The sequence below is a fragment of the Shewanella sp. genome (assembly GCF_041630135.1).
Classification (GTDB): domain Bacteria; phylum Pseudomonadota; class Gammaproteobacteria; order Enterobacterales; family Shewanellaceae; genus Shewanella.
Genome location: NZ_JBFKLW010000016.1, coordinates 35,344 through 47,802, shown reverse-complemented (window position 1 = coordinate 47,802; position 12,459 = coordinate 35,344). Strand labels below are relative to the sequence as shown.

At 53.4% G+C, this 12,459-nt stretch carries 10 protein-coding genes; 5 read left to right on the top strand and 5 right to left on the bottom strand.

What is annotated here, in order from left to right:
• Positions 1-56 precede the first annotated feature (56 nt).
• Positions 57-992 carry an ABC transporter substrate-binding protein gene (locus tag ABYK60_RS06435; protein WP_372871125.1) on the bottom strand — a complete coding sequence of 312 codons (936 nt, stop codon included), beginning with the start codon at positions 990-992 and terminating at the stop codon, positions 57-59.
• Positions 993-1,077: 85 nt separating this feature from the next.
• Positions 1,078-2,601 carry a YifB family Mg chelatase-like AAA ATPase gene (locus ABYK60_RS06430; protein ID WP_372871124.1) on the bottom strand — a complete coding sequence of 508 codons (1,524 nt, stop codon included), beginning with the start codon at positions 2,599-2,601 and terminating at the stop codon, positions 1,078-1,080.
• 218 nt (positions 2,602-2,819) lie between these two features.
• Between ABYK60_RS06430 and ABYK60_RS06425 the strand changes: the two genes are divergently transcribed.
• Positions 2,820-3,830 (top strand): ABC transporter substrate-binding protein, encoded by a 1,011-nt coding sequence (locus tag ABYK60_RS06425; protein WP_372871123.1) that lies wholly within the window; start codon positions 2,820-2,822, stop codon positions 3,828-3,830.
• Positions 3,831-3,972: 142 nt separating this feature from the next.
• Here ABYK60_RS06425 and ABYK60_RS06420 read toward each other — a convergent pair whose 3' ends face one another.
• Together ABYK60_RS06420 and ABYK60_RS06415 are read right to left on the bottom strand one after the other, a co-directional pair.
• Positions 3,973-4,782, bottom strand: coding sequence for a diguanylate cyclase domain-containing protein (locus ABYK60_RS06420; protein ID WP_372871122.1), 810 nt, complete (start codon positions 4,780-4,782; stop codon positions 3,973-3,975).
• A 90-nt stretch (positions 4,783-4,872) separates the two neighbouring features.
• A complete protein-coding gene (locus tag ABYK60_RS06415) occupies positions 4,873-5,676 on the bottom strand; it encodes a substrate-binding periplasmic protein (RefSeq protein ID WP_372871121.1) in 804 nt (267 codons plus the stop codon).
• Positions 5,677-5,754: 78 nt separating this feature from the next.
• Here ABYK60_RS06415 and ABYK60_RS06410 point away from each other — a divergent pair, with 78 nt between their 5' ends.
• Positions 5,755-7,059, top strand: a complete 1,305-nt coding sequence (locus ABYK60_RS06410; RefSeq protein WP_372871120.1) for a hemolysin family protein — start codon at positions 5,755-5,757, stop codon at positions 7,057-7,059.
• Between the two features lie 111 nt (positions 7,060-7,170).
• Here the strand turns inward: ABYK60_RS06410 and ilvY are convergent, their stop codons facing one another.
• Positions 7,171-8,049 (bottom strand): HTH-type transcriptional activator IlvY, encoded by an 879-nt coding sequence (gene ilvY, locus ABYK60_RS06405; RefSeq protein ID WP_372871119.1) that lies wholly within the window; start codon positions 8,047-8,049, stop codon positions 7,171-7,173.
• A 184-nt stretch (positions 8,050-8,233) separates the two neighbouring features.
• Between ilvY and ilvC the strand changes: the two genes are divergently transcribed.
• From ilvC to ilvM, 3 genes are all read left to right on the top strand, one after another.
• Positions 8,234-9,715 carry a ketol-acid reductoisomerase gene (ilvC, locus tag ABYK60_RS06400; protein WP_372871118.1) on the top strand — a complete coding sequence of 494 codons (1,482 nt, stop codon included), beginning with the start codon at positions 8,234-8,236 and terminating at the stop codon, positions 9,713-9,715.
• 791 nt (positions 9,716-10,506) lie between these two features.
• A complete protein-coding gene (gene ilvG / locus ABYK60_RS06395; RefSeq protein ID WP_372871146.1) occupies positions 10,507-12,162 on the top strand; it encodes an acetolactate synthase 2 catalytic subunit in 1,656 nt (551 codons plus the stop codon).
• Positions 12,159-12,410, top strand: coding sequence for an acetolactate synthase 2 small subunit (gene ilvM, locus ABYK60_RS06390; RefSeq protein WP_372871117.1), 252 nt, complete (start codon positions 12,159-12,161; stop codon positions 12,408-12,410). Before ilvG ends, ilvM begins: the two co-directional genes overlap by 4 nt.
• The last annotated feature ends 49 nt before the right edge of the window (positions 12,411-12,459 follow it).

Genomic DNA, 12,459 nt, shown 5'->3' with positions numbered 1-12,459 from the left:
GAACTTGTGCCCTAAGTATTTGGCTGGTGAAGTCCCGTCCCTAGAGCCATCAGCGGTTACCTGAGGCCATCCTTCAATGATTTAGAGGTGCAGATGGACTGCCAATTGTCGGCCCGTTCGGCATTGGCCTCAAGCCAGCGAAGGGCTGCTGCGGTTTCTGTCATATGCTCTCTATCGACCCACATTGCCATTTGGGCTATATCGTTGCTGCGAAACGATACGGCTTGAACGAGTGCCAGGGCGCAATCGGCCCGAAGTGACAGACTAAAATGCGCGGCTTTTTTTAACCACGCGTTTTTTGGGTTGCCGCAGTCCCAGGTGTATTTAGGATTCAATCCCCAGCCAGGGTCTTGTTCACATTTGGGGTGATAGGTCGGAAATTCCACAAATCTCCCTGAGTAACGGGCTTCTACCCAATTGGGGCTCCAGTTAAACACCAACAGGGGACGACGCGCTTCCACATGTTCAATAATCAAGTCATTCAGAGCGTTGCCATCTGCAGCTTCGCTGACGACAAAGTCAATTCCCAGTGCTCTGATCCTGGCTCGGTCAGGCTTTTCCCATGGCCCCGCGTGGTATACACCTCTACCACCGGAGTCTTGTTCGGCGAAGATAGATGCGCATTTGTACAGAGCCTGCCAGTCAGGCAGGCCTGGGCACAAGTCTTCAACATAGGCGGGGTACCACCAGTCTTCGCGGGTGCTGGTCTCATGGTTTCCCGCATCTAGGATAAACCCCTTTTCTACCATGTGAGAGAACTCCTTGGCCATGGTGCCCTCCCAAACCTCCAGTTGCACATGGGCACGGCCGGTTCGCAGTAAAAACCACTGTGCACTGGCTGCGTCTTCTATTACTTCGGTCTTGATGTCTTGACGTGCCAGCAGTTGCGCCAGGATTTCTGTTTGAACCCGTTGACTGGACCAATCGAGTTTTAATAGCTTTACCGGTTGGCAGATCGCAGAAAAAGGCAAAAGAAGAAGGATAAGGAACATGGCAATACGCCTTGGCATTGACGGTATCCAATGGCTGAAGATATGCCACTGAGCATAGTTCAGTGGCGTCTTGCACGTATCCTTTTTATACCAATTGTTGAGCAAGGCTGGCCAACAGCCGATCCATGGCACGGTAGCCGAGAGCTTGGGCAAGATGCTTGCGTTCAACATTTGGGCAATTCTCCAGATCGGCTATTGTTCGTCCTACCCGTTGCAGCCGGTGATAGCTGCGAACGGACAGGCCCAGACGGTTAACGCTTTGCTCAAGGAACTCCAGATCAACCCGGGAAAATCCGGCTTGTTCCAGCTCTTTGCCGTTGAGTTCACTGTTGAGCTTGCCAGCTCTGGCCAGCTGCCTTTCCCGGGCAGCCGCCACGCGTTTGGCAACTGTTTCAGTGGTTTCAGCGTTTTGATTGGTCTGAGTGAGCGCTCCGGGCGGCAATGGCGGCACTTCAATGGAAAGGTCGAAGCGGTCAAGAAAGGGGCCGGACAGGCGTGCCAGATAGCGGCTGATTTGTTCGGGGCTTGAACGGCTGCCGGTACCGGCACTGCCGCAGGGGCTGGGATTCATGGCGGCAATTAGCTGGAAACGGCTGGCAAACGTGAGTTTGGCGGCGGCACGGGAAATAACAACTTCACCGGTTTCCATCGGTTCTCGCAGGCAGTCCAACACCTTTCGCGGAAACTCCGGCAGCTCATCGAGGAAGAGTACGCCTCTGTGGGCAAGGGATATTTCTCCCGGTTTGGGAACGCTGCCCCCACCCACCAAAGAAATCGCCGAGCAAGTATGGTGAGGTGCACGAAACGGCCTGCGGTGAAATTCATTTGGCTTTATGTTCAGTCCGGCGACAGAGTGCAGCGCCGCAACTTCCAGCGCTTCGTCATAATGCAGCGCTGGCAGCAGCCCCATAATACGGCTGGCCAGCATGGTTTTACCGCAGCCGGGTAAACCAAGCATAAGCAGGTTATGAGCGCCAGCAGCTGCTATCTCCAGCGCCTGCTTGGCCTGGTATTGCCCCGTCACTTCACTGAGGCAGTTGCTGGCTTGTGCCTGTTCCTCCAACCACTCTGTACCTTGCTCCAACCCCGGCAGAGGTTGCTGACCATGAAGAAAGGCCACCAGATGCACCAGTTGGCTGCAAAGTCGGATGGCCGGGTAATCCACCAGTTCCGCATCCGCACGGTTAGCCAAAGGCAGGATGAGCTCTCGGTTTTCTCTGCGCGCAGCGACTATGACAGGCAAGAGACCGGGACAAAACCGCACCTCACCCGACAATGCAAGCTCGCCGGCAAACTCTCGGTTTTTAAGGCTGGTCAGTGGAATTTGTCCTGAGGCGGCCAGAATACCGATGGCGATAGGCAGATCGTAACGCCCCCCCTGTTTGGGTAAGTCAGCGGGTGCCAGATTTACGGTAATGCGGCGCATGGGAAATTCAAATCCGGCGTTGACCAGGGCGCTGCGTACTCTTTCCCGGGCCTCCCTGACAGAGGCTTCCGGCAGGCCGACAAGGTTAAATGCCGGCAGGCCGTTGGCCAGATGAACTTCAACTGTCACGGCTGGGGCTTCCACCCCCAGACTCGCTCGGGTAGCGACGCAGGCAATGGCCATTGGACAAGTCCTTTTTATCCTTTAATGCGTTAAGTCTAGCAGCTGAAATCCGCTTGGAAATGAACAGTGGTTTATACTTTTATGAGTGGTCTAAGACAGGCGTTACATTGCAATGTGTTGTCAGCTGTGAGATTTATAGCGGTATTCTCTTTTGAAAATGTGCAAGGAAGACGTAACGCTGGCAGGGGTAAATAGCGCTTGCAGAATGGGGTGTACTCATGAGGTTATGGTTCTTTTTTGGGGTATTTCTGTTTATTTCTCCCTTGCAGGCGAAGACCGATGTGCTGTTTCTCAATCCCGGCATCAGTCAGGAAAGCTTTTGGGGTGATGTTGACAGCTTGTTCAACAAAGCTGCCGAACGTTTCAGACTGGAGGTAGAAACCCTTCATGCCGATCGCGACCATTTCCGGATGATCAGGCAAGCCCATGAAGTTGCCCTTCGCAGTGAACTCCCCCTGTATGTGGTTATGGTGAATGAAAAACAATCTGGTATGAGAATGTTGGATGTGTTTTACAAAAAGCCCGTGTATATCCAATTTATTCTCAATGATATCAGTCATTTTGAGAGGCAGGCGCTGCTTAAGGATGCTCACTGGCAGCACTATCTGTTACCGCCAATAGTGCCGGACAACCGCAGCATAGGGTTTGCAACGGCTGAAGCCTTAATGAAAGGTGTGACCGAGCAAAACCCTCAGGTTGTGTTGGTTTCAGGAGACGAGTCGACTCCGGCATCGGTTGAGCGAACTGAGGGCGCATTGGCGGCGCTTCAATCCATGACGGAGGTGATTACTGAACAAACTGTGTACGGTCAATGGCAGGAAACTAAGGCCTATCAGCAGGCTGGGGTGCTGTTGCAAAGGTATCCGGGACTCGATGCGATATGGACTGCAAACGACCACATGGCATTTGGTGTCATTCGTGCAATGAAAGACATTGCGGCGGTGCCGGGGCGGAAAATACGGATCGCCAGTATCAATACGTCGGCAGAAGTGCTGGCTTTAAGAAGAGAAGGGGTGATTAACGTATTGGGCGGTGGGCACTTTCTGGCCAGTGGTGTAGCGCTTGCTAATATCAGACGACATATGGAGACTGGTGAATATCCTCGCCGACAGATCACTTTGTTTCGATTGTTGGAGCCCGATACTGAGTTTTTTACAGCACTTGAGCATCGTGATTGGGATTCATTATTGGATATTGCTACAGCAGAGCATATTGCACTGGAGCACTAGCGTTTCAGGGGAGCAGCAATGACAGGTGGCAGTGTGTATAAATGCTGGCGTACCGGATAGTCGAGGTTCTGTCTTAGTCGGTGTTATTCGTGAAGATTGAGGGCGGATGTTTTTTTATGGCAGGTCTGAACGTCGGTGGGTATCAGGTTCTCTGAACCAGCTCATGGGTAAAGATGGCTGTTCGCTGTTCCATTTTTTTCGCATGGTACATGGCGATATCCGCGAATTTCATCAGTTGTTTTTTGTCGTCTGCATCCCGTGGATATTGGCTGATGCCAATACTGATGCCCACGGCCACCCTTAACCCGTCGAAGCAGATGTCCTGTACCAGTTGTTGATGTATCTGCTGGCACAGCTCTCGGGCAGATTGGGCGCTGAAGCCGGGTAATAACATGGCAAATTCATCGCCACCCAAACGCGCACAAAGTGCTCCATCAGGGGTTACAGATAACAGCCTGCTGCAGGCTTCCTGCAATACTCTGTCACCTATGTGGTGGCCATAGGTATCATTCACTGTTTTAAAATCATCCAAATCCATGATCAGGCAGGCGAATGGCTGCGCGTCCTTCAACATGAAATCAAAAGTTTTGTAATAGGCGTTTCGGTTTGGTAGTCCGGTCAGGAGGTCGTGTTCTGCCTGATAACGCATGTCTTCGAGGGTGTTGAAAAGCCTTTTAATGGTGTCGGCACTGAGCCTGGATACCAGATACACAAAGCAACCACCCGCACCAAAAATAGCCGCGACAATCAGCTCCAATGTGGTCACAGTATGACCATGCAGCATCCACAGGTATCCGATATAGCCAAGGATAAAGCCCAATACCAGTGCTAACAGCGTTAACCAGGCTCGAGTGTGGAATTCCGGTAACGTACAGATACGCCAAAGCGTTGGCAGTGAAGCCAAAAGAGCCAGTAGTCCCAAGACTGTCAATGCTGGAGCGGCAATGTCCATCAATTTGATTCCCAAAGTTGAAGTGGATTGTCCGGTCTGCGTAAGCCATTTCGTGTGAACTGATTATAGAAGAGATTCATTTTTCTGGTTTCAGTGACTGTCAGGAGTCAGTTTTCGCTGATGGTATTCCAGTATTTTTGCCAGTTGTCCCTGACTTCTCAGCTCCGCAATTTTGTCGTTGAAATGTATTTGTAACCATGACCGCCGACTGCTCTTGGGGGAGATCAGCATAAAAAAGGGTTCGCTTGGTGCCCCGGTGATTCGCCCCTTGTGTAATGGTGGCATAAAGGATTCGCCCAAGATTGCGATTGCGGCGGGCAGAAGCTCCAGGCGGTCGAGATAATAGCGACATCGTCCGGCTTTCAGCATTTCTGCCAGTTGCCGGTAATTGACCATGCGGATCACGTCTGAACCTTTCGTCAGACCGAACTGCGCATAATTATGGCCACCAAGCCCACACACAGAGCCCAACGCCTGTAATGCCGCGCCGCTGGCGATTTCGCTGGAAGTATCGGCGGCCTTGGCTAAATAAAAATAACCGGGGGTCAGGTAATAATAGGGTTCGGATGAGATATAATCCCGTTGCCGCTGTTCGTTCATGGATGCGCTCATGGCGGCATCCACAGCACCGGTTGTCAGGGACATAAGACAACGTCGCCAAGGCAGTGACACCACTTGATAAGGAACCCCCTCAAATACCCGCTTCAGTATGTCTATGTCGTAACCTGCAAGGATGTCGGTTTTTATGTTGTTTTCACGGACAAAATAGTTGAAGGGTGGGAATTCCGTGACTTCAACGCAGAAGGTCAAAGGGCGTTCGGTCGTGGAATGGGCAAACGGCGAGAACAGAGTCACAAAGCTGTAAATCATCAGCATATATAATGACTTGAACATAGTTACCCTCCGGTTCCTGCAGCATCTCAGAGTATAGCAAGTGAAGCGCAATCCTGCGTTTCAAGGATGGACGATTCCATGAGTTTTTTAGAAAATATCTCAATAATTCTGGCGCTTATATGTGTCAGTTGTTTCTTCTCCATGTCGGAGATTGCCCTTGCCGCGGCACGAAAAATCCGTCTTCGGCAGATGGCCGATGAAGGCAATGAAAAGGCCGGACGGGTGTTGGCCTTGCAGGCCCATCCGGGCAGTTTCTTCACCGTGGTGCAAATAGGTCTTAATGCCGTTGCTATCATGGGTGGTATTGTGGGGGAATCGGCCTTTACTCCCCACATAATGGCGCTGCTCACTGGTGTGGTACCCGACCTCTGGCTTGGCAAGTTAAGCTTTATATTGTCGTTTTTGCTGGTGACCAGTCTGTTTATTCTGCTGGCCGACCTTATGCCAAAACGCATTGCCATGGCCATGCCAGAGCAGGTTGCTGTGTCATTGGTGGGAGCCATGGGGCTGTGTATTACTCTGCTGCGGCCATTGGTGTGGGTGTTTAACGGCCTTGCAAACCGGTTGTTCCGTATGTTGCGTATTCCGACCCAGCGCAACGATACCATTACCGAAGATGACATCTATGCGGTGATGGATGCCGGTGCTGAAGCTGGCGTAATAGATAAAGGCGAACAGATGATGATGGAGAATGTGTTTGAAATGCAAAGCATTCCGGTCACTTCTGCCATGACCCCGCGGGAAAGTCTGGTGTTCTTTTTGCAAAGCGACACCGAAGAAGACATCAAGCGTAAAATTGCCGCAGACCCTCACAGTCAGTTTCTGCTGTGCGATGGTCAGCTGGATGCCATCAAGGGCTATGTGGATTCCAAGGATTTGCTCATCAAGGTGATAAGCGGTCAGGCCCTGAATCTGAAAGATCCGTCATTGGTGCAGAGCTGCCCGATTATTCCCGATACCCTGAGCCTGTCGGAGGCGCTGGACTATTTCCGCAATAACCGAGTCGATTTTGCCGTGGTGCTGAATGAGTATGCGCTGGTGCTGGGGGTTGTGACCTTTAACGACCTGCAAAGCGCCGTGATGGGCACCTGGTCGCTGGCCGAAGGCGAGGAGCAAATTGTCGCCCGTGATGCTTCATCCTGGCTGGTGGATGGGGTGACGCCCATTACCGATGTGATGCGTGCATTTGGCATTGACAGTTTTCCCCAGAGCCAGAATTACGAAACCATCGCAGGTTTCATTATGTTTATGCTGCGTAAAATTCCCCGTCGCACTGACTTTGTTATCTATGCCGGTTACAAGTTTGAAGTGGTTGATATTGACTCATACAAGGTAGATCAGCTGTTGGTGACCAAGGTGGAATTGACCGGAGCTGAAGATTAGTCAATCCCAAATATGAAAAAGGCCGCATGATGCGGCCTTTTTCATGGCTGTGGCTCAGGGCAGGAGTGAATGAGCCACGCAGAGCGGTGCAAGGAATTACACACACCTTCTTTAGTAGTCGATGCAATCGAGGAAGGCGGCTATCAGTGGGTCTTCCCGGCGCTTGGTCTTGCAGCAGCAACCCAGTTCAAAGGGGGCAATAGCCACCGGGCTTGGCATCAGCGCAATACGGTCGCGTACCGGGCTGTGCTGAATCACAACTTCCGGCGTAATACTCACGCCGCAGCCCAGTGCCACCATGGAGACAATCGCTTCATGGCCTGACACCTTGGCGTAAATATTGGGCTGAATGCCCATGGCCTTGAACCAGGCATCGGCACGGCGTCTGCCGGGGCCATGATCCTGAATGATAAAGGGCAGCTTGTCCCAGGGGATGGTTTCTTCACCAAGCAGCTCCCTGGCGCGGCAGGGCATTTGCGGGGCGATAATGGTCAGGGGGATAGTTTCGATTGGGGCGAAATGCAGATTATCCGGGAAGGCTTCCGGCAGCGCGGCAATGGCGATATCGGCACGGTTTTGCTGCACCTCACTCACCGCATTGGCCGCATCCCCGGTGCCAAGCACGATTTCCACCAGCGGGTGTTCGCGGCGAAACTTATCCAGTAAACCCGGTAAATGGCTGTAGGCGGCAGTCACCGAGCAGTACAGATTCAGCCGTCCTATTAACTGATGTTGATTGGGGGAAATGCGGCTTTTCAGTTGCTCCCAGCCATTAACCATGTTCTGGGCAAACTGGCGAAACTCCACTCCGGCGGAGGTCAGGCTTACGCTGCGGTTATCCCTTTCAAATAAACGGGTGCCGGCATCCTCCTCCAGCCGCTGCATGGCACGGCTTAAGGTGGACGGGCTCACGTGCATTTGCTCGGCGGTTCGGGCAAACTGCAAGGTGTCGCACAGACTCAGGAACAGCTTGATTTCTCGTATATCCACACCGACCTCGACTCGCTGGTTTTATCCGAAACCATGTTGCTTAAAGTGAAACAATAGCTTTCGTTTATATCATTTTGAGCAATGCTAACTCTCCGCTATAGTGATTTCAATCACAATCGGCACAGGCCAACAGAGGCATGCTGGTTGTTTGAACCCAATTGACGAAGGATAAGTGGTATTCACTATGGCTAACTACTTTAACTCATTGAATTTACGTCAGCAGCTGGCCCAGTTGAGCCAGTGCCGTTTTATGGATCGCAGCGAGTTTGAAAACGGTTGTGACTACATCAAGGGCTGGAATATCGTTATCCTCGGCTGTGGCGCCCAGGGCCTGAACCAGGGTCTGAACATGCGCGACTCCGGCCTGAATATCTCCTACGCCCTGCGCGCTGAGGCTATTGCCGAGAAGCGTGCTTCCTGGAAGAAGGCCACCGATAACGGTTTTACCGTTGGCACCTTCGAAGAGCTGATCCCACAGGCAGATCTGGTACTGAACCTGACCCCGGACAAGCAGCACTCCAACGTGGTTAACACCGTAATGCCGCTGATGAAGCAGGGCGCGACCCTGTCATATTCCCACGGCTTCAACATCGTTGAAGAAGGCATGCAGGTTCGCCCAGATATTACGGTTGTAATGGTGGCGCCCAAGTGCCCCGGCACCGAAGTGCGTGAAGAATACAAGCGCGGCTTCGGTGTACCTACCCTGATTGCGGTTCACCCAGAGAACGACCCACGCGGTGATGGTCTGGAAATCGCCAAGGCCTACGCCAGTGCCACCGGCGGCGACCGTGCCGGTGTACTGCACTCTTCGTTTATCGCTGAAGTAAAATCGGATCTGATGGGCGAGCAGACCATTCTGTGTGGCATGCTGCAAACCTCAGCCATCCTCGGCTACGAGAAGATGGTGGCCGACGGTGTTGAGCCTGGCTATGCCGCCAAGCTTATCCAGCAGGGTCTGGAGACCATCACCGAAGCACTCAAGCAGGGCGGTATCACCAATATGATGGATCGCCTGTCTAACCCAGCCAAGATCAAAGCCTTTGATATGGCCGAGGAATTGAAAGGCATTCTGGCACCTCTGTTCGAGAAGCACATGGATGACATCATCAGCGGCGAATTCTCCCGCACCATGATGGCAGACTGGGCCAACGATGATGCCAATCTGCTGCGCTGGCGGGCCGAAACCAACGAGACTGCCTTTGAGAATGCCCCAAGCAGCAATGAGCACATCGACGAACAGACTTACTTCGACAAGGGCATCTTCCTGGTTGCCATGATCAAGGCCGGTGTTGAGCTGGCATTCGATACCATGGTTGACGCCGGAATCATCGAAGAATCAGCCTATTATGAGTCGCTGCACGAAACACCGCTGATCGCCAACACCATCGCCCGTAAGCGTCTGTACGAGATGAACGTGGTGATTTCAGATACCGCCGAATATGGCTGCTATCTGTTCAACCATGCCGCCGTGCCCATGCTGCGTGATTACGTGAAGTCCATGTCAGCCGAGTATCTGGGCGCAGGGCTGAAAGACAGCAGCAACGCCGTAGACAACGTGCGTTTGATTGAAGTGAACCAAGCCATCCGCAACACCGCCGTTGAGTACATCGGTGAAGAGCTGCGCGGCTACATGAAAGACATGAAGCGCATCAGCGCTGCCCAGTAACAGGGGCACCAAGCTGGGTTGTTCAAGGAGCCAACGACCCGGCTGCAACAAATGCAATAAAGCAACAGTTGTGTTGAGTGGTCACAACTGACGCTGGCCGAAAGGCCTGAGCTTGTGGCCAAGGGAAGGTGAGAATAAGTCCCGTGCTTGCTCTGCGTGAGCTTACAGTGGATAGATGCAAGGCACAGTTCGCAGCGAATGGCCCTAGTCCTTCGCAAGAACTGTAACGTCGCAGATACCGCTGTAAGCCACGCCCTACGGGGCTTTGATAGCAACACCATTTCAGCGTTATTCAACTTCAGCAGGACGGCGGGGGCGCCCAGCCATGCTTTCAGTTGAATGCCTTGAACTGTCGTCGCTATCAAAGCCAGAGCTGTGCGAGGACTTGTTCGCACCTTCCTAAGCTCGATACTTTTTCTGTTGTTGTTTGCATTGTCTCGGCAGGGAAGCTGAATCTTTTTTGGAATGCAAATTTTCTGTTGTACAGCCCGCAAGCTTTGTGCTAATTCTTAAAGCTCGCTCAAAAAGGCGACATCAGAAACGAATACGCAAGTTGATTAAGGACTCTGTCAAACGTGTTTAACCAGGCTGCCAAGCTCATTCTCGTGATTATTACCGTAGTGATTATTAAGTCACAGCGGGGACGGCGCATGGCAAACTGACAGACCTAATCCAGGAAAGAAGTTGCAGAAAAGCCCCCCGCTCCGAAAGGACCGGGGGGTTTCTCGTTTCAGGGCATTTAAAAACTACCGTAAAGGCACAGAGCAGGAATTTAGATGGAAGGACAGATGATGAGAGGGGCTGACGCAGTCATCAAGGTATTGGCCGCCCATGGGGTGAACACGGTATTCGGTTATCCCGGTGGCGCCATCATGCCCATCTACGACGCGCTTTACGGCAGCGAAGTTGAGCACACCCTGTGCCGCCACGAACAGGGTGCTGGCTTCGCTGCCGTGGGCTATGCCCGCGCCAGTGGCAAAACCGGCGTCTGCTTCGCCACCTCTGGCCCCGGCGCCACCAACCTTATCACAGCCCTTGCCGATGCCCTGCTGGATTCAGTGCCTGTTGTGGCCATCACAGGTCAGGTGTCCACCTCGGTTATCGGCACCGATGCCTTTCAGGAAATCGATGTACTCGGCATGAGCCTGTCCTGCACCAAACACAGCTTTATGGTGCAGAGCGTCGATGAACTGGTGCCAACCCTCTACCGTGCCTTCGAACTTGCCGCCTCAGGCCGCCCGGGTCCTGTGCTGGTGGACATCCCCAAGGATATCCAAATCGCTCAGCTTGAGTACCGTGCCCCGCTGCTGGCCGTCGCCGATGAGCCCGAACTGTTGGACGCGGACATAGACGCCGCCCGCGCCCTGATAGCAGCGGCGAAGAAGCCTATGTTGTACGTGGGCGGTGGTGTGGGGATGGCCGGCTCTGTTGAGCAGCTGCGCCGCTTCATCAAGGCCACCAATATGCCATCCGTGGCTACACTCAAGGGCCTCGGTGCTATCCCCCATGGTACCCCGGGCTATTTGGGCATGCTGGGGATGCACGGTGGCAAGGCCGCTAACCTCGCGGTGCAGGAATGTGATTTGCTGATGGTGGTGGGTGCCCGTTTCGATGATCGAGTGACCGGCCGTCTGGCCTCATTTGCGCCCAACGCCAGGGTGCTGCATCTGGATATAGACGCCGCCGAGCTTGGCAAGCTGCGCCAGCCCGATGTGGCCATTGCCGCCGAGCTTCGCGCCGTGCTGCCACGGCTTGAAATGGAACTGGATATCGCCCCTTGGTGCGCCGAGGTGGCAGCGATGGATGAAGAGCACCGCTGGGACTACAACCACCCCGGCAGCCTTATCTACGCCCCGGCCATGTTGCGTCGCCTGGCCAACAAGCTGCCCGAGGACAGCGTAGTGAGCTGCGATGTGGGTCAGCACCAGATGTGGGTTGCCCAGCATATGCATTTCCGCCGCCCTGAAGATCATTTATCCAGCGCCGGCCTTGGCACCATGGGCTTTGGCTTACCTGCCGCCATCGGCGCCCAGATGGCCCGCCCCGATGCAACAGTGGTGGCCGTGTCCGGCGATGGCTCCTTCATGATGAATGTGCAGGAGCTGACCACTATCAAGCGCCGTAAGCTGCCGGTGAAAATCCTGCTTATCGACAACCAGCGTCTGGGCATGGTGAAGCAGTGGCAACAGCTGTTTTTCGAAGAGCGCTACAGCGAGACCAATCTGTCGGATAACCCCGACTTTGTCACCCTGGCGTCGGCCTTCGAGATCCCCGGTCGCACCATTTTCGGCGCCGACGAAGTGGAAGAAGCCCTGGAAGAAATGCTCACCTGCAAAGGCCCCTTCCTGCTGCATGTGGCAATTGATGATGCCTTTAACGTCTGGCCGCTGGTACCGCCCGGCGCCTCAAACAGCGATATGATGGAAGAAATGGAGAGAAGCACATGAACCACAGTCTGGAAGTTACTCTGGCACAGCGTCCCGAAGTGGTTGAGCGTGTCCTTCGGGTCGTTCGCCATCGCGGCTTTACTCTGACCAATATGAATATGCGCCTCGGTGATGACGGCGTGCATCTGTCGATGTCGGTTTCCAGTGAGCGAGCGATTGAGCTTTTGAGCAACCAGTTGACCAAACTGGTGGATGTGACCGGTTGTCATGTGATGCAGCCCGCCATGTCACAGTCGGCAAGTGCCTGATCTCATAACATAAGTAAGATATTCTGTTTCCATCAAAAAATTGAAAAAA